Raw genomic sequence first — 18,473 nt, 5'->3', positions numbered from 1 at the left:
TTGAGATGAAGAGATAGTTGGAACCTGCCACTCATGGACCCGGTCGGGGTCAGAGCCATAGAGCAATCCTGCGAGCTTGTTGCATAATCCTACGAATGGATAGAATGCGTAGGGTTGGGCCGAAGAAATCCGTGTTCGGTCAATAATTGCTGCCCGATATCAGCCAGCACATACTCGCGAAATGCGAGATGCGATGGAAAGCTTGCCAGAATGGCGAGGGTGCCGCCAAAGGCAGTGCCCGAAGACGCACCCACCTGCTTCGGCAAGAGGCTGAAGACTTTACAATCGCATCCAGTGAAATGTTGGTGTAGGGAATCTCTACGACTACCGAGGGGATTTTTGGTAGCTTATATCAACTCAGTGTTGAAATTTAGGGGCTACCGGAATGGATGATGGTATCGACAGAAGCCGTATTGAAATGGTGGTCTTGATGACCCCCGATATGGCCAATTTCAGTGGTAAGGTTCATGGCGGTGCATTGCTTAATCTGCTTGATCGCGTCGCCTTTTCTTGCGCCTCGCGCTACTCAAAGCAATATGCGGTAACCTTGTCCGTCGATCAGGTGGTGTTCCGACAGCCTATCAAGGTTGGCGAATTGGTGACCTTCCGTGCCTCGATCAATTATGCGGGCCGAACGTCCATGGAAGTTGGCATCCGGGTTGAGGCTGAAGATATCCGTTCCGGCGAGCGACGTCATACGAACTCATGTTATTTCACCATGGTGGCCGTTGACGCGGATGGGCGGCCCACCGAGGTGCCGCCATTTCATCCAACAACTGAAATCGGGCAACAACGCCTGCGCGCTGCTGAAGTACGGCGTACCCTCCGGCGTGAGTTTGAAACGCGATTCCGTGCAGCGGGCTCCGAAACTACTTAATGCATGCGATAATAACGCGTGATATCGAGGGGATGACCGTGGGAGCACTTTTGCAGGCGGGACTGATCCATCGCAGATTGGGCAAGTTGCTGCTCTAACTTATCAAGGGATCACGCATGTATCGGGAGTGGAATTGAAGAACGGCAAGGTTCAACGCAGCGGCGACGCAGAAAATCACCTGCCGGTATTTCAGACAGTGCTGGGCGATGCCTGGCATGATCTGGGCGATATCGTCAAACGGCATTATTCGTTGCAGCCGTACAGCAATGACTACATTTGCGTTAGCGGAACAATGCAGGAGGTGCAGCATAGCGCCATCGGAAAGCTGTTGATCCCGTTTGGTTGGATATTCGGTGCGCTGGTGCCTTATCGGGGTATCGATGTTCCTATCGATGTCCATTATAATTCTCACTTGGACAATAATTCGATCTATTGGGACAGAGTGTTTCAGTTTCCCGGGCATCGCCCTTTCCATTTCAGGTCACACATGGAGCAGATTGGCGGCAATCGTGTGATTGAATTCGTGCGCTTCGGCGTAGGCCTGCGTCTGCGGGTGACGGCGGAGGAGGGTGCCTTGGTGTTTCGTGACGAGGGCTATATCTGGCGGCTTTTCGGTGTTGATATCCCCGTTCCCGTCGGACTGTTATTTGGCCGCGCTTATGTGGAGGAACGACCCGTGGATGCACAGAACTTCAGCATGAAAATGACCCTCCGCCATCCTCTGTTCGGTGAACTCTTCCGCTATAGCGGCCGATTCGTGATCAAACCGGATATCTCCCGAAATTCCTGATCGTTTTCGTCTGATTGCTGATGAAATTGGGCAGGGATGGTGAACTTTAGTCGTATTGACAATTCCGGGAGTAATATTCGTATTTGTCGGGTGGCTTTCCCTGTCCAATATCCTTGCCGGAATCTCTCGACTGAGCCATCGTGCAAATCATCCAATCCAACCGGATAGACAATGGTAAATTCCACGGTAGCACTATCTTCCGTCAACGGCTTGTTTGAAAATTCCGCCAGAGACCAACCCAATCCGCTTGTTATGTTGAAGTCGGTGTTTGGGTATGATTCATTCCGCGGGAAACAGGAACTGGTTATCTCCCACGTGGTTTCGGGCGGCGATGCACTGGTGCTCTTTCCAACCGGCGAAGGAAAGTCCTTCTGCTACCAGATACCGGCGCTATGCAGGCAGGGTGTTGGCGTTGTCATTTGCCCGTTGATTGCCCTGATGCGCGATCAGGTTGAAGCGTTGAAACTGGCGGGTGTTAAGGCTGCTTCCATCAATTCATCCATGTCACCCCAGGAAATCCAGTCGATCGGGCAAATGCTGCGTCGAGGCGAATTGAAAGTCCTTTATGTGACGCCGGAGCGCGTTGCGACTGAGGGCTTTCAGCGATTGATGCAGGATGTCGAGGTCGCGCTTTTTGCCATTGATGAGTGCCACTGTGTTTCACAGTGGGGGCATGATTTCCGGCCGGAATATCTCGCGCTGGGAAAGCTCGCCTCGCTTTTTCCGGGTGTTCCGCGTATCGCCCTGACAGCGACCGCAGACGAACATACCCGGCAGGACATCATCAAACGATTGGCGATGGAAAAGGCAAAGATATTCATCACCAGCTTTGACCGTCCCAATATAAGTTATGCGATTGAGGAGCGTGACAGCGCCAATCAACAGCTGTTGGATTTCGTATCAAAGTTTAAGGGGGAGAGCGGAATTGTCTATTGCCTGTCGCGGCGTAAAGTCGATGAGACAACCATCTATCTGAACAGCAAGGGCATCAATGCCTATGGATATCACGCGGGAATGAGCCGCGAGATGCGTGATAATCATCAGGATCTGTTTCTCAAAGAGGAATCTGTCTGCTTGGTGGCCACTGTTGCCTTCGGTATGGGGATCGATAAACCTGACGTTCGCTACGTTGCGCACATGGATCTACCCTCCTCGATAGAGGCTTACTATCAGGAAACAGGAAGAGCCGGCCGAGACGGTAATCCCGCATCCGCATGGATGATCTATGGCATGTCCGACGTAACACAGCGCCGGAGAATGATCGATGAAAGCGATGCGGGTGATGATATCAAGCGTATGGAGCGCATAAAGCTCAACGGTTTGCTCGCCATATGTGAAACTGTTGAGTGCCGCAGGCAACTCATTCTGGATCATTTTGGCGAAACCCACGCTGAAAAATGCGGGAATTGCGATACGTGCTGGAAACCTGTCACCACGTGGGACGGCACTGAAGATGCAATCAAAGCTCTTGCTGCTATCTACAGGACAGGACAGCAATTTGGCGCTGGTCATGTTGTCGATGTTCTGATGGGAAAAAGCACAGAAAAGACACGCAAACAGGGGCACGATGACATTCCTGTTTTTGGTCAAGGGAAAACCCTCTCATCGCGTGCCTGGCATTCCGTTCTTCGACAATTGCTGGTTTCCGGTTTCATCAAAGTGGATAACGAGGCTTTTGGCGCGCTGAAGCTTGAGGATGAGGCAAGGACGGTTTTCCGGAAGGAGCGGACCGTTTACTTCCGCAAAGACCTTTCGAAGGACAAGAGCGCCCGACGCGTGACAGGTTCGGCAGCGACTGCGGGTCTTGATGATATCAGCCGGTTGATATTCGAGGCATTAAAAAGAGAGCGGTACGATATCGCCAAGCAATCAAAAGTACCTCCTTACGTGGTATTTCACGATAGCACGCTGCTGAAAATGGCTTCGGATCAACCAATATCGCTTGATGACATGGCCAAAATTTCCGGAATCGGGAAGAGCAAGCTCGAAAAATATGGCGAACGTTTCTTAGGCGTGATCAAGACTTCGCTTTCTCACCAATAGATTGCTAATGCATGTTTGCTCGCTTCCTGGGCATTCATCGGGACGTGGGGGATTGCTGCGTAGCCAGATGTCATAACGCAGGCTATTCTGCCTCGCATGACCTCAGAACCCCAATTTGGCAAGGTGCTTGCCACCACCACATTTCATGTCACGTCCGCCGATGTCACGGCGACCTATCGATCCTATGTTTTTTGGTCTGCCACCAAGCTATCAACCTGGTTCTTGATTGCCGCCGTCATTGCTCTAATCACCCTTGGTGATATTATCTGGACTGGCACATACGGCCATTTGACACTCGTGCCTGGAGCCGCAATTTTTGTGTGGGTGCTGATTTATTATGTTGGGCTCTATTTCGCCATGCCATTGCTGGCCAGACGCAGTATTGCCAAGCAGAAAAATCTGAAACAGGAATGGCGGGTGAATATTACCGAAAATGGTTTGCGGGCTGTAACCCAGACACAGGACCTTTTTGTGTCGTGGACCGATTTCGTCGGCTGGAGCCAGAACAGTCAAACCTTAATCATCTACCAGAATGATCGGTTGATGCGATACATGCCCCTGCGCGCTTTAACACCCGAAATGCTGACGATTATAACGAGCAAACTTCATTCAGTGCCGCGGCGGTGAGCGCATGCAGATGCTGTTGCCTCCGGCGATGGCTTCCAATAGCTTTTTCAGTTGGATGGCACTTTTGCGTTAATGTCCCGACAGATCATATCGGGGACTGGCTGAAGCATCAGGCGATTTTTGCATTCTCTGCATGCCACGTCGGACCAAAATGCAAAATTCTTTGTTGATCTTGGGTCTCCCCGAAGTGGGGAGACCCAGTTTATGAGGTAATCTTTGGCTATATGTGGCCAAACTTATGCGTTTGTCCGCCGCACCAACAAGGGAGACCGTCTTAGCTGCAACCGCTCGTGCTTCCGCATGTGTCGCATTTCAGGCAGGTGCCGTTGCGCACCATGGTGAAGTTTGAGCATTCGGAGCAGCTGTCGCCGGTGTAGCCCTGCATCATTGATTTGATGCGGCGGTCGGACATGACCTTCTTGGCTTCAGCTTTGGCTTCTTCCGCAGCGGATTCAGCGTTCAGATCATCGAAGAGGGCAGAGGCCGCGTGGGCGTCTTCCTCGGCATGATCCTTGGCGCGTTCCTCATATTCGCGCTTGAAGCCGGAGGCTTCTTCCTGTGCCTGGGCAATAACAGGCTTGGTTGCAACTGCCACGGAAGAGCGGGTTGCAAGAGCGGTTACATTGGAGGCCATGGCTTTAGGGGCGGCTGATGCTCCAAATCCCTTGGGATCCGGAGCGCCGGGGCTGACCATTTTGAGGATAGCGCCGCGGGTGAGACCCTTGGAAACCGGCTCGGTCTTGCCCTCGGAAATACCACGGCCTAGCGAGGTATTGGAGAAGTCGGACTGATCCACATGGGCGAGATCATGGCGGTCGAGATAGGAGACCGCGAGTTCGCGGAACACATAGTCGAGGATTGACGTGGCGTTCTTGATCGCGTCATTGCCCTGAACCATGCCTGCCGGTTCGAACTTGGTGAAGGTGAACGCCTCCACATATTCTTCCAGCGGCACGCCATATTGCAGGCCAAGCGAGATGGCGATGGCAAAGTTGTTCATCATTGCACGGAAAGCAGCGCCTTCCTTGTGCATATCAATGAAGATTTCGCCGAGACGGCCATCATCAAATTCGCCGGTGCGCAGATAGACCTTGTGGCCACCGACAACTGCCTTCTGGGTGTAACCCTTGCGGCGGTTCGGCAATTTCTCGCGGTCGTGAATGTATTTTTCCACGATGCGCTCGACGATCTTTTCAGTGACCTGAACGGCACGGGCGGCAGCCGGGGCTTCGATCAGCGCCTCGATTGCATCATCCTCATCATCGTCCGCATCTGATAGCAGCGAGGAGTTCAGCGGCTGCGACAGTTTTGAACCATCGCGGTAAAGTGCGTTGGCCTTCAGTGCCAGCTTCCATGACAGCATGTAGGCCGACTTGCAGTCATCAACCGTTGCTTCATTGGCCATGTTGATTGTCTTGGAGATCGCGCCTGAAATGAAGGGCTGCGCAGCGGCCATCATGCGGATGTGGCTGTCAACCGAGAGATAACGCTTGCCGATCTTGCCACAAGGGTTGGCGCAATCGAACACCGGATAATGCTCTTCTTTCAGGAAAGGCGCACCTTCCAGCGTCATCGCACCGCAAATGTGGATGTTGGCAGCTTCGATTTCCTTCTTGGAGAAGCCGAGAGCCGGCAGCATTTCGAAGGAGAAATCATTGAGCTGTTCATTGGTGAAGCCAAGGACGTTCTTGGCGAAGTCTTCGCCAACGGTCCACTTGTTAACCGCAAACTTGATGTCGAAGGCCGACTTCAGCGCCGTGTTGAGCGTTGCGATAATCTCATCGGTAAAGCCCTTTGCTTTCAACGAGCCGGGGTTGATTGCGGGAGCCTGATTGAGATTGCCGTGACCGACGGCATAAGCCTCGATTTCGGCGATCTGGCTTTCCGAATAGCCGAGTGTGCGCAGGGCTTCCGGTACAGCGCGATTGATGATCTTGAAGTAACCGCCACCGGCAAGCTTCTTGAACTTGACCAGCGCAAAATCAGGCTCGATGCCCGTGGTATCGCAGTCCATAACGAGGCCGATCGTGCCCGTTGGCGCGATAACGGTGGCCTGCGCATTGCGGTAGCCGTGCTTTTCGCCGAGTTCCAGAGCCTTGTCCCAAGCTGTGCGGGCATGGGTGATCAGGTCCTGATCCGGGCAGTCGGAAGCAATCAGTGCAACCGGGTTAACGGCGAGGCCTTCATAACCCTGTGTTTCGCCATGGGCAGCACGGCGATGGTTGCGGATGACGCGCAGCATATTGGCAGCATTCGGGGCATAACCGGAGAAGGCACCCAGCTCCTTGGCCATTTCAGCCGAGGTTGCATAGGAGATGCCGGTCATAACAGCGGTGAGGGCGCCGCCAATGGCGCGGCCTTCCGCGCTGTCATAGGGAATGCCCGATGTCATCAGCAAACCGCCAATATTGGCATAGCCGAGACCGAGCGTGCGGTATTCGTAGGAGAGTTTGGCAATTTCCTTGGAAGGGAACTGCGCCATCATCACGGAGATTTCGAGAACAATGGTCCACAGGCGGGCCGTGTGTTCATAACCGGTGATGTCGAACTTGCCGTCCTTGCCACGGTAGGTCAGCAGGTTAATCGATGCGAGGTTACAGGCCGTATCGTCAAGGAACATATATTCCGAGCACGGATTGGACGCGCGGATCGGGCCTGCGGCGGGGCAGGTGTGCCAGTCGTTCATCGTGGTGTTGAAGTGGAGGCCCGGATCAGCCGACGCCCACGCGGCATAGCCGATCTTTTCCCAGAGGTCGCGGGCTTTCAGAGTCTTCATGACCTTGCCGTCCTTGCGGGCGGTCAGGCTCCAGTCGCCATCATTTTCCACAGCGCGCAGGAATTCATCCTTAAGCGAGACTGAGTTGTTGGAGTTCTGACCGGCTACTGTGAGATAGGCTTCTGAATCCCAGTCCGTGTCGTAGGTCTTGAAATCGATATCCGTGTAGCCCTGCTTGGCGAACTGGATAACGCGGTAAATGTAGTTTTCCGGAACCTGGTTCTTCTTGGCAGCCTTGATCTCGCGCTTCAGCGCCGGGTTCCTGGCGGGCTCATAGCAATCGCCATTGTCGGCTTCGCAGTTGACGCATGCCTTCATGATGGCAGCCAGATGCTGCTTGACGATCTTGGAACCGGTAACGAGAGCGGCAACCTTCTGCTCTTCCTTCACCTTCCAGTCGATATATTCTTCGATATCCGGATGGTCGACATCAACAACCACCATCTTGGCCGCGCGGCGCGTGGTGCCGCCTGATTTGATGGCACCGGCAGCGCGATCACCGATTTTCAGGAAGGACATCAGACCGGAGGAGCGTCCGCCGCCGGAAAGCTTTTCGCCTTCGCCGCGCAGGAACGAGAAGTTGGAGCCAGTGCCGGAGCCGTATTTGAACAGACGGGCTTCACGCACCCAAAGGTCCATGATGCCGCCTTCATTGACCAGATCGTCAGCGACGGACTGGATGAAGCAGGCATGCGGCTGCGGGTGTTCGTAGGATGATTTGGATTTCGTCAGCTTGCCGGTATCAGGGTCAACATAGTAGTGGCCCTGACCGGGACCATCGATACCGTAAGCCCAATGCAGGCCGGTGTTGAACCATTGCGGCGAATTGGGCGCAACACGCTGGGTGGCGAGCATATAGGCAAGCTCGTCGCGGAAGGCGAGGGCGTCTTTTTCCGAATCGAAATATTTGCCCTTCCAGCCCCAATAGGTCCAGGTGCCGGCAAGACGATCAAAAACCTGGCGCGCATCCATTTCCGAGCCATAACGCTCGTCAACTGGCAGCGCTGCCAAGGCCTCTTCGTCGGCAACCGAACGCCACAGCCATGAAGGGATGGAGTTTTCCTCAACCTTCTTCAGCTTGGCCGGTACGCCCGCCTTACGGAAATATTTCTGCGCGAGAATGTCGGCCGCGACCTGACTGAACTGGGCCGGCACATCAATGTTCTCCAGACGGAATACAACAGAGCCGTCAGGATTTTTGATCTCGCTCGTCGCTACGCGGAAATCGATCTCCGCATAGGCTGATTGATTCTCTTTGGTAAAACGCCGTTCGATCCGCATCTGTTTCGTCCTTGTCTCTATATATAGTGTTCATCAGGCGCTATGTGAAGAGTTCAGCGCACCAGAAACACAATCCCGCTATCCGGATTCAGCTGCTGAATCCGGTTCTGTCGCCGTGGCCCGTCATCGTAGCGGTTTCCCGCTTCCGTTTCAGGCCCGGCGGCCCATTATTTGACGCCTGTTTTGTGACTCGCCCCAACTGAGAGTGTCACATTATCTGGTGTTAAGAGTATCTGTAAACACTAAATATAGTGTTAAAATACCATTTACCCAACAAATATTTCCCTGTGCACGATGATATTTCCCATATTGCAAACACAGGTCATCATTGGCATGCGCCATAGGACGCAAGCTGCGAAAAACACTGCATAAACTGGGAAAAAGACCGGTCACATTACTCCCCGGTCACGCCACAAACGCAACGACTGTCCTATAAAAAGTGACTCGGGGGTCATCGTCAAGAATTAGTTTTTTACATAATTGTGACCGCAACATCTTGTGTGTCACATATGTGGATAACGGGGAGAACTTTCGCTGTTTTTTCAAAGCCGACTGAGAATGGACAACAGCTGATTAAAAAAAGCGCCCGCACTACCTATTGTGGGTTCTTGGCCTTCTGGCGCTCATATTCAAGCGCATCGCGCGTTGCATTTTCCGTATCGCCCTTGGCGTTATAGGCGATAGCTCTGTTGTAATAAGCAGTCGGGTAATCCGGCTTCAGTCGAATGACTGCCGTGTAACCGGCAATCGCCGCATCAAGATCGCCTTTCTTTTGATAGGCATAGGCTTTGCCATACAGGCTGTCGACATCATCAGGCACCAGCTTGAGCGCAGCATCATAGTCCTCAATAGCGTGGTCATAGTCGCCCAGATCATGTCTGGCATAGCCGCGGCTGTAATAGGCGTCCTTGAAGTCTGGCTTCAGGCTGATGGCTTGGGAATAATCGGCAACTGCCAGATCGAGTTTCTGGGCATCGAGATAGGCATTGCCTCTGTCATAATAGGCCTTGGCGCGCAGATGATCCGGTGCGTTGTCGACCCAGTTCGTACAGTTGCTGATTCGCTCTTCCGGGGATGAAGATGCCGATTCTTCAATGCAGGATTTTTCAGTTTTCTCCAGCTTGGCGTTGTCGAGGGCCAGTACGGGGCTGGAGATCATCGTGATGAGAACGAGTGAAAGACCGAAGCGGAGCATATCGCGTGTCCTGAATAAATCAGCGCTGGGTGATGAGCGCCGGATCAAAACTCGCAATAAGGGTCTTTAGTTCCGGTTCTTCAACCCGGCTGACACATTCTTCAACACTTACCCATTCGAGGCGGCGTTCACCGCGTTCCGGCCAGTTCTTCTCCTGGTGGGAATAATGCATGGGGAAAACGTCGACGATAAAGTCGCCGCACTCGCCCTCGGACATATCGTGTTTTTCGTAGCGGTAGGCGCCAATGGAGAAGGGCGCAATGTCACCGCGCGCACCGGCTTCTTCATAGGCTTCGGTGCGTGCGGAATGAGCAAAGGTTTTACCAACCTGCGGCCAACCCTTAGGCAGCACCCATCGTCCAGTGCCACGACTGGTGATCAGAAGAATCTCTGTCTGGTGTTTTTTGACCCGGTAAACGAGCGCAGCGACCTGGCGGATTCTGCCGTCGGGCATTTCAATCCGTTTTTCCATCACAATCTCGTTGGCGTAATTAAAGTTCAATGCTCCGTCCATATTTTGCGTTTTGTTTCAGTGATTGTGAACCGATTCTTCGAAACAGCAATCACTCAATGAGTACTGTTCCTAGCTTATATGCGACTTGTGTCGATTTTTTGAACAGCAGTGCAAAAAAATCACAGCGAATGGCCAGTGTTGAAAAGGGCACGAAATAGCGGGGAACTCGCCGGGCCAAAGGATAAGATTGGCAAGGGACGGCCAGTGGGCGTAATCTGTCTCTCAACGACATGCTGGGGAGGTGCAATGGTATTTTCACGGACTGCTGAGGATGATGGGGCTTCGTCGTTTTCTGATGCTGCCAAGCTTCATGATGAAGGCGCAAGCGTTGTCGCCTCGTGCGTCTATGCCAATGGTCAGCGGATTGCCGATATCGCTATCGATGATGCTGGGGATTGGGCGCGCAAGGAGGGACACGTCGTCTGGATCGGGCTTCTGGAGCCTGATGGTGAACTCCTGCACAGGGTCCAGAAACAGTTCAACCTGCACAGTCTTGCCATCGAGGATGCAGAACACGCGCATCAACGTCCAAAACTGGAGCAATATGGCGATGCGATCTTTGTTGTGGCCCGGACAGCCCAACTGATTGAGGGCCGCGTGGCATTCGGCGAAACTCACGTCTTTCTTGGCAAAGGTTATATTGTCAGTGTCCGCCATGGTGCTTCAACCTCCTATACGGCGGTGCGCAAACACTGGGAGACTTCGCCCTATGCGCTGTCAAAGGGTGAGGACTTTATTCTCTATGCCATTCTCGATTTCATCGTTGATAATTATATGCCGGTGCTCGAAGCCATTCACGACGAGGTGGAATCGATCGAGGACAGGGTTCTTACCAAGCCGATGACCAATGCCGATATCGAGCGGCTTTATATGCTGCGCCGCGATCTTCTGCGGTTGCGCAATGCCATCGGACCGCTGGTGGATGTGTGCGGGCGCCTCAGTAACACCGATCTGCCGCAAATCCAGACCGGAATGCAGCCGCTTTTTCGTGATGTCACCGATCATGTACGCACGGTTCAGGAAAAGATCGATGGCTTGCGTGAAGTGCTCGCCTTTGCTTTCGAAGCAAGTCTGCTGGTTGGGCAGAGCCAGGAAACCGCCATTGCCAAGCGGCTGGCATCGTGGGCGGCCATATTGGCGGTGCCCACGGCAATTGCTGGCATTTATGGCATGAACTTCCATTACATGCCCGAGCTTGACGACCCCATGGGCTATTATGAAGTCATGGGGTTTATTCTGGTGCTATGCGTCATACTTTACTGGCGGTTTCGCAAGAACGGCTGGCTTTAGCCCCGGTGACCCTTGGTGATGGGTTCCTGATAGGTCAGGCCCATATCCCAGGGGAAATAAATCCACGTATCCTGTGAAACTTCGGTCACGAAGGTATCAATCAACGGGCGACCCTTTGGCTTGGCATAGACAGTGGCAAAATGTGCCTTTGGCATCATGGCGCGTACCACGGCGGCTGTCTTGCCCGTATCGGTCAGATCATCGATAACAAGAATGCCTTCGCCGCCGTTTTCCAGAAGGCGCGGATCAACATCCTTGAGAACCTTGAGTTCGCCCTGTTCCTCATAGTCATGGTAGGAGGCGATACAAACGGTCTCGATCATGCGGATGCCCAGTTCGCGGCAGATGATGGCTGCGGGAACAAGGCCGCCACGCGTGATGGCAACCATGGCGCGCCATTCGCGCTGCATGCCTGCAACACGCCAGGCGAGGGCACGGGCGTCCCGATGGAACTGGTCCCAGGAAACCGGAAAAGCTTTATCGGGAAGAGACATGGCGCACTCCATCAAGTAATCACGAAACAAGCGAAGGCCAAAGTTTCATAGAGAAACTCCAATCCGCGAGAGAATGCGTTTCGCAATAGCTGGAAAAGCCTGTTCATGGCAAGCCGCTTGCGCAGCCTGCTATCCCCTGAAGCACAGAAAGGTGTGATTTGCGGCTCTGTGGCCCGAATTGATCAGCGCGACATCAGTGTCAGACAGGGCATGTCGGATATGAAAGAGCTTGTCACCCCTCCAAAAACCCATTCCTTGAGACGCGATTGGCTGTAGGCACCCATAACGACCAGATCGACTTTATCATCAGCAATCTTGCGGCGGAGAATCTTGTCGGCCGCCTCACCATTGGATTCAATCGTGAAGGGATTGACGTTCACACCGTGACGGCGCAGCGCATCGGAAAGCGGTGTTCCCGGAATATCCATATTGGGATCGGTGGTCTTTTTGGGATCGATCCAGACAACATCTGTTCGTTCAGCTTTGATCAGGAAGGGCAGGGAATCGAATGCAGCGCGTGATGCCTCGCGTTTACCATTGAAAGCCACAAGGACACGATTGATCTTCGCCGGTAGCTCCGTCTTATAAGGAACGAACAGAACGGGACGTCCACTCTCCATCACCAGCGGATCGGTCACATCATTGACGCTATCGGGATCATCCGGGTCCGGTTGGCCCGCGATAATAATGTCAGCGCGAAGCGCACTCTGTGTCACACCTGCGGATGGGCTGCTGCTTTCGGAACGGACAATACGAAACTCGTGGGAAATCTTGCCTTTGCCCATTTCCTTGTTGAACAGCGCTGCAATGGCCTCGGAGTTTTCCTTGTGACGTTGTTCATGTGCCTCAAACAGTGTCGTATCGGCAAAACCGGTTGGATCTGCGTAAACGATGGGAGAGGGGATCGTATAGAGGCCGATAATGTGTGTTCGCTCGCTTGATGACGCTATCAGCTTCGCCGCGCCCATAACTCTTCCTGCCTCGCGTTCGCTGCGGATAAAAGCGATGATCGTGCGAAATGCCATGTTGGCCTCCATCGGTTGATACGTCGATCTTCCTATTCAGATCATTATACGCCCGGAACACAAGTCCCGCGCATGTGATTTTATCGCAGGTGCGAAGTAAAACGTTTGCAAATGGCTGCGGGTTCCTCAAATTTGCTTTGTTGCTGAAAGGTTTTCGACCATGGCTTTCACGGCCTGTTCTGCGGCGGCAAGTTTTTCCTCATCGCGCGCCCGAATGACGAGTTCCGTGGAGAATTTGTTATTCTCGTATTTTGGATAGGAGCCGATGATCGTTTCCGGGAAGGCGGCCTGAATATCGCGCAAGGGTATGGCAATCGTGCCCTCGCCAAAGGGGCAATTGACCGAGCGGGAAAGCAGTTGTTTGCCGACCTTCAGTGTTGGAATCACGTTGTCGAGCATCGCCTGAAAAATCGAGGGAACACCGGCCATTACATAGACATTCCCAATGTTGAAACCCGGAGCCGTCGAGACAGGATTGTCGATATGAATAGAACCGCGCGGCATGCGCGCCATGCGCTGGCGGCTTTCGGTGAATTCCATGCCGCGTGCCGTATAAGCGTCGCCCATCAGCTTCATGGCCTTGGCATCGTGCTCGCACGGCACACCAAAAGCCTTTGAGATGGCGTCAGCCGTGATGTCATCATGGGTCGGGCCGATACCGCCTGATGTGAAGACGTAATCATAGTTGGGGCGCAGCGCATTCAGCGCGTCGACGATGCGGTCTTCCTCATCGGGAACAATCCGCACTTCTTTCAGATCAATGCCAACTGCCGTCAGAATATCGGCGAGATGGCCAATATTCTTGTCCTTGGTTCGACCTGAGAGCAATTCGTCGCCAATGGCGAGCATGGCAGCGCTTACAACATCATTCGTCATCTGGATTCTCCTATCGCCGCCGCGAACGTAATGGGCACAAACAGCCGCCGCAAGCCATTTCAAATGGTGAACAGTTTGTCGTGACAATGTTTGTTTTAATGAACAGCGAAATGCTTACGTTAAAAAGCCATGGCGGCATTTGTCCGTCGAACCGGTTTCAACGATGGAGACAATCATGGCCAAGCTATTGGTGCTTTATTATTCGAGTTGGGGACATATGGAGCAGATGGCTTATGCCGCTGCAGAAGGCGCGCGCGAAGCCGGCGCTGAAGTCACAGTCAGGCGCGTTCCGGAACTCGTTCCGCTGGAAGTGGCTCAATCTTATCACTACAAACTCGATCAGAAGGCTGAAATTGCCACGGTGGACGAGCTTGAAACCTATGATGCCATTATCGTCGGCGTATCCTCGCGTTTCGGCTCGATGTCAGCGCAGATGAAGAACTTTTTTGACCAGACCGGCGGTCTGTGGGCCAAGGGCGCATTGATCAACAAGGTTGGCTCGGTGATGGCTTCTTCAGCCACCCAGCATGGCGGACAGGAACTGGCGCTGGTTTCCACCCAGTGGCAGATGCAGCATCATGGCATGATCATCGTGCCGCTCTCCTATGCCTATCAGGCGCAGATGGGCAATGATGTCGTACGCGGTGGCGCACCATACGGGATGACCACGACGGCAGACGGTGATGGTTCGCGCCAGCCTTCGGCGCAGGAACTGGAAGGCGCAAAATTTCAGGGCAAGCGCGTTGCAGAGATCACCATCAAGCTGCATGGCTGAGTCATTTCGTTGAGAAAAGCAAAACCCGGCAATCACTTGCCGGGTTTTTGCATATCTGGTGCGGACGGCGGGGGTCGAACCCGCATGACCTAGGCCGAGGGATTTTAAGTCCCTTGCGTCTACCAGTTTCGCCACGTCCGCGCGCTTATGCTTTTCAACGGTTCGGACGATTCCGTCAACTGGCTATTTGCTGTGAAAGCGGCTTTTTGCGTGGTGTGTTTGAGCGTTTTGCGCTGCGGGGCAGGTCTTTGGAGCTATATTCAGTCGGGCATCCTGATCACATGATACATGCGAAGGTTGAAAATCGGAGCTTGGCCACGTTCCCACGCCCATGGTTCTATGACCAAGCTCCGAAGCCGGAAGCAACCGGCACTATAGAGACGGATGATGTGCTCAAAAATTTAGTTGAAATCTTGGATTAATTTTCAGCGCTATGTTCTTTAGAGTAAAGCGCAAAAGGAAAGGGCGGGATACTGACCGATCCCGCCCCTTCACCCCACCCCAGGAATTATTCTTGTTTTGGTGAGGCTTGAATATTCTTGTGAGATTTGCTGTTCAGATGCCATCCGCAATCATGCTTATTAAGCGCACTTTAAACTCAGCGCTCTGTCGTTTCGCCACCCACAGGCTTTCGACCGCAATGATCGTAGACGTTATGCTCAATCTTTCTCCCTGAACATTGCAACTACAGTTATGGACATTAGTCACTTGCGTTGGCTTGAAAAGGGACGCCGCTGTCCCCTTTTGAAATATCCTTGTTTGGGGCTGATCAGGTTTCACTCAAAAGCGGGTTCGCGGAGTGCACGCCTGAGCAATACACGTTGATGCACGGGCAGGTAGATTTCCGCTGCTACTTGGAATAGAAGCGGCGCAATCAAAGATAGAAACAATGCCAGCTATTCCGGTTCAAATGCCTATGAACGCCCTCAAACGATTTGCATCGGAAAATCCCGGTCTTCTGTTCGTTCTCCTGTATTTTGCCTTTCAGGTATTTTTCCTGACAAGCATTTCAAATGGTGCCGGTGTCGATGATGCCGAGCAGCTGGCCTATGTCGGTGCCTTGCAATGGGGATATGGCGGATCGCAACCGCCGCTCTATACCTGGATCAACAGTGTGGCCGGGGATGTTCTCGGCATCAGCATGTTCACCGTATTTCTGGTGAAGTTCGGTATGCTGGCGAGCCTGTTTGTCAGTGTCTATGCGGGTGCGAGGCTGCTTGGCCTGTCAAAGGTGGTTGCTGCTGCTGGCATGGTTGGTGTGTTCCTGCTGCCGCAGATCGCCTGGGAATCACAGCGGACGCTTACGCATTCCGTCGGCGCCACCACTGGTTGCGCATGGGCATTTCTGGCTTTCGCATGGCATATGAAATCCCGCTCGTGGCTTTCCGCGGCGCTGCTGGGGCTTGGCATTGCCGCCGGTATTCTTGGAAAATTCAACGCAGGCTTCTTCCTCATTGGCCTGATTCTGGCCGGATTTTCCGTCCCTGCCTACCGCGCTGTTCTTCTGTCCCCCAAGTCCATCCTGACCCTCGTGGTCTTTTTAGGGGCCATAACGCCGACAGGACTTTGGGCGTTGTCCCATATGGATAGTCTGCTGGCGCGAACACGCAAATTCGAGTTCAACCAAAGCCAGTTTTTGATCAGCCGCCTGCATGGTGAGTGGAAACTCTTCCTCAACGGTATTCTCTTCTCCGGTGTTGCTCTGGTGTTTTTTGCGGTTGCCTGGTGGCGCAGCCGCGCGCAACAGGTCACGCCGAAGGCTGGCTGGACCGACGGTGAAACCTTTGTCGGCCGTATCATCATGTTTGCGCTGGTCTGTGTTTTCATTGGTGTTCTGATCAGCGGTGCCGCCGAGGTCAAGGACCGCTGGCTGCAGCCGGTGCTGTTCCTGTCGCCGCTTTATCTGGCGCTTTTGCTTGGGCGCTATATTGCGTCAGACCTGCCGCTCAAACGCTTCGCGATCGTCGGCGCGCTCTGTGGTCTGGCTGTTATTCCGGTTCTGGCCTTTAACATCCTCCACGCGCGTGATGGCGGCGTGCCTTCCATCGGGCAATTGGACTATGCAAAACTCTTCGCTGCAACGCGCGCCGACGGAAATTACCTCACCGTTGTTTCGGATGGACCGCAATTACCGGGCAATTTGCGCCTGTTTGATGGAACTGTCAGTCCCGTGCATTGGGAAATGCCCAATGCTGCGGCGCGTATCCAGTTTCCGGCGCTGTTTGTCTGGTTTGGCGAAGGCATGAACCCGGTGGTGCAGGGGCTCATGCAAAGCGCTGGCGTCACCAACCCGCCCACTGAGGTCAAACAGGTGAAGTTGAGCTATAAATATTATCCTGATCAGACCAAAATTGTGAGCTACGTGATTGTTCCGGCGCGCTAAGGCGCCGGAACGATGCTCTCATACTTCCTCGACAAACACCTCGTCGCGTTTCTTGCGAATGCTCGGTAGCAGCACAACCACCAGCACTGCGGCTGCAAGCAGCAATAGCGACAGGCTGATAGGACGGGTGACGAAGGTCGATGGATCGCCGCGTGACATGATCATGGCCCGGCGCAAATGCTCTTCCAGAAGCGGCCCGAGCACAAAGCCAAGCAGCAAAGGTGCCGGTTCACAGCGCAGCTTGGCGAGAACGTAGCCAATCAGGCCGAAGAAGGCGACCGCAAAGAGGTCGAACACGTTTGAGTTGACGCTGTAAACGCCAATCGCACAGAAGGCGATGATCGCCGGGAACAGCATGTAATAGGGGATTGTCAGCAGCTTCACCCATAGGCCGATCAGTGGCAGATTGAGCAGGATGAGCATCAGATTGCCAATCCACATGGAAGCGATGATGCCCCAGAACAGGGCAGGCTGCTCTATTGCCACATTGGGGCCGGGGACAATGCCCTGAATGATCATTGCACCGATCATCAGTGCCATGACAGGGTTGGCGGGGATGCCAAGCGTCAGCATCGGGATAAATGATGTCTGTGCACCGGCATTGTTGGCGGATTCCGGACCGGCAACGCCTGCAATGGCGCCCTTGCCGAATTCCTCCGGGGTTTTCGACATGCGCTTTTCGACGGTGTAGGAGGCGAAGGAAGCGAGGATCGCGCCGCCGCCGGGCAGGATGCCAAGCGCTGAGCCTATGGCCGTACCGCGCAGGATTGGCGCTGTCATTTCCTTCCAGTCTTGCCGCGTTGGCCAGAGATTGGTGACTTTTTTGATCATAACCTCGCGGTCATGCTCGTTTTCGAGATTGCGCAGGATTTCAGCAATGCCGAATACACCAACGGCAACGGCGACAAAGTTGAGCCCATCGGACAGTTCAAGAATGCCGAGATTGAAACGTGGCGTTCCCGTATAGATATCGGTGCCGACGAGCCCCAGCAACAGGCCAAGAACCACCATCCCGAGCGCCTTGACCACGGAGCCATGGGCGAGGGCGATGGAGGAGACAAGGCCGACGATCATCAGTGAAAAATATTCGGCTGATCCAAACTTCAGGGCAATAATGGTTAGTGGCGGCGCAAAGACCGCAACGAGAAAGGTCGAGACCGTTCCGGCAAAGAAGGAGCCAATGGCCGCAATGGCGAGAGCCGCACCGGCCCGGCCTTTTCGCGCCATCTGATAGCCGTCGATAGCGGTGACAGCGGAAGAAGACTCCCCCGGCATATTGATGAGAATTGCGGTGGTCGATCCGCCATATTGCGCGCCGTAATAGATGCCAGCGAGCATGATCAGCGACGAAACCGGCTCAAGCTGAAAGGTGATCGGCAACAGCATCGCGATTGTAGCCGTTGCGCCGATACCGGGCAGCACGCCGATCAGTGTGCCAAGGATGACGCCGATAAAGCAGAAGAACAGATTCCACGGCGAGGCGGCGGTCACGAAGCCGAGGACGAGATTGTTCAAAAGATCCATGTT

Annotated in this window: 14 protein-coding genes and 1 tRNA gene; 7 read left to right on the top strand and 8 right to left on the bottom strand. The window is 53.8% G+C overall.

Translation table 11 applies throughout. The features are described 5' to 3' along the window. Positions 1-385: 385 nt before the first annotated feature. The 4 genes from BLU05_RS01725 to BLU05_RS01710 all read left to right on the top strand — a co-directional run bounded on the left by BLU05_RS01725 (position 386) and on the right by BLU05_RS01710 (position 4,337). Positions 386-877, top strand: coding sequence for an acyl-CoA thioesterase (locus BLU05_RS01725; protein ID WP_091877367.1), 492 nt, complete (start codon positions 386-388; stop codon positions 875-877). A gap of 133 nt (positions 878-1,010) precedes the next feature. Beyond that, entirely contained in the window at positions 1,011-1,667 is a 657-nt protein-coding gene (locus BLU05_RS01720) for a DUF4166 domain-containing protein (protein ID WP_210184584.1), read from the top strand. A 171-nt stretch (positions 1,668-1,838) separates the two neighbouring features. After that, entirely contained in the window at positions 1,839-3,710 is a 1,872-nt protein-coding gene (gene recQ, locus BLU05_RS01715; RefSeq protein WP_091877364.1) for a DNA helicase RecQ, read from the top strand. A 123-nt stretch (positions 3,711-3,833) separates the two neighbouring features. Beyond that, positions 3,834-4,337 carry a YcxB family protein gene (locus tag BLU05_RS01710; RefSeq protein ID WP_175540502.1) on the top strand — a complete coding sequence of 168 codons (504 nt, stop codon included), beginning with the start codon at positions 3,834-3,836 and terminating at the stop codon, positions 4,335-4,337. Positions 4,338-4,611: 274 nt separating this feature from the next. On the opposite strand, the gene BLU05_RS01705 is transcribed toward BLU05_RS01710, so the two are convergent. From BLU05_RS01705 to BLU05_RS01695, 3 genes are all read right to left on the bottom strand, one after another. After that, positions 4,612-8,394, bottom strand: a complete 3,783-nt coding sequence (locus tag BLU05_RS01705) for a vitamin B12-dependent ribonucleotide reductase (RefSeq protein ID WP_091877360.1) — start codon at positions 8,392-8,394, stop codon at positions 4,612-4,614. Positions 8,395-8,989: 595 nt separating this feature from the next. Next, positions 8,990-9,589 carry a tetratricopeptide repeat protein gene (locus BLU05_RS01700; protein ID WP_091877358.1) on the bottom strand — a complete coding sequence of 200 codons (600 nt, stop codon included), beginning with the start codon at positions 9,587-9,589 and terminating at the stop codon, positions 8,990-8,992. A 19-nt stretch (positions 9,590-9,608) separates the two neighbouring features. Next, a complete protein-coding gene (locus tag BLU05_RS01695; protein ID WP_175540501.1) occupies positions 9,609-10,061 on the bottom strand; it encodes an NUDIX hydrolase in 453 nt (150 codons plus the stop codon). Between the two features lie 288 nt (positions 10,062-10,349). On the opposite strand from BLU05_RS01695, the gene BLU05_RS01690 reads away from it, so the two are divergent. Next, positions 10,350-11,393, top strand: coding sequence for a magnesium and cobalt transport protein CorA (locus tag BLU05_RS01690; protein WP_091877354.1), 1,044 nt, complete (start codon positions 10,350-10,352; stop codon positions 11,391-11,393). Here the strand turns inward: BLU05_RS01690 and gpt are convergent. The 3 genes from gpt to BLU05_RS01675 form a co-directional block, all read right to left on the bottom strand. Beyond that, entirely contained in the window at positions 11,390-11,887 is a 498-nt protein-coding gene (gene gpt / locus BLU05_RS01685; RefSeq protein ID WP_091877352.1) for a xanthine phosphoribosyltransferase, read from the bottom strand. The two genes, BLU05_RS01690 and gpt, sit on opposite strands and share 4 nt — an antisense overlap. A gap of 182 nt (positions 11,888-12,069) precedes the next feature. After that, a complete protein-coding gene (locus tag BLU05_RS01680; RefSeq protein ID WP_175540500.1) occupies positions 12,070-12,912 on the bottom strand; it encodes a universal stress protein in 843 nt (280 codons plus the stop codon). Positions 12,913-13,038: 126 nt separating this feature from the next. Beyond that, positions 13,039-13,788, bottom strand: a complete 750-nt coding sequence (locus BLU05_RS01675) for a competence/damage-inducible protein A (RefSeq protein ID WP_091877348.1) — start codon at positions 13,786-13,788, stop codon at positions 13,039-13,041. A gap of 175 nt (positions 13,789-13,963) precedes the next feature. Between BLU05_RS01675 and wrbA the strand changes: the two genes are divergently transcribed. Further along, entirely contained in the window at positions 13,964-14,563 is a 600-nt protein-coding gene (gene wrbA, locus BLU05_RS01670) for an NAD(P)H:quinone oxidoreductase type IV (protein ID WP_091877346.1), read from the top strand. A gap of 56 nt (positions 14,564-14,619) precedes the next feature. Here wrbA and BLU05_RS01665 read toward each other — a convergent pair. Next, positions 14,620-14,704: transfer RNA gene (locus BLU05_RS01665), tRNA-Leu, on the bottom strand. Between the two features lie 775 nt (positions 14,705-15,479). Between BLU05_RS01665 and BLU05_RS01655 the strand changes: the two genes are divergently transcribed. After that, positions 15,480-16,946: an ArnT family glycosyltransferase gene (locus BLU05_RS01655; RefSeq protein ID WP_175540499.1), complete on the top strand. Its 1,467-nt coding sequence runs from the start codon at positions 15,480-15,482 to the stop codon at positions 16,944-16,946. Positions 16,947-16,964: 18 nt separating this feature from the next. Here BLU05_RS01655 and BLU05_RS01650 read toward each other — a convergent pair whose 3' ends face one another. Further along, positions 16,965-18,470, bottom strand: coding sequence for a tripartite tricarboxylate transporter permease (locus BLU05_RS01650; RefSeq protein ID WP_091877340.1), 1,506 nt, complete (start codon positions 18,468-18,470; stop codon positions 16,965-16,967). Positions 18,471-18,473 lie beyond the last annotated feature (3 nt).

It is taken from the genome of Phyllobacterium sp. OV277, assembly GCF_900104355.1.
GTDB lineage: Bacteria > Pseudomonadota > Alphaproteobacteria > Rhizobiales > Rhizobiaceae > Phyllobacterium.
This window is presented reverse-complemented; position numbering and strand designations above follow the sequence as displayed.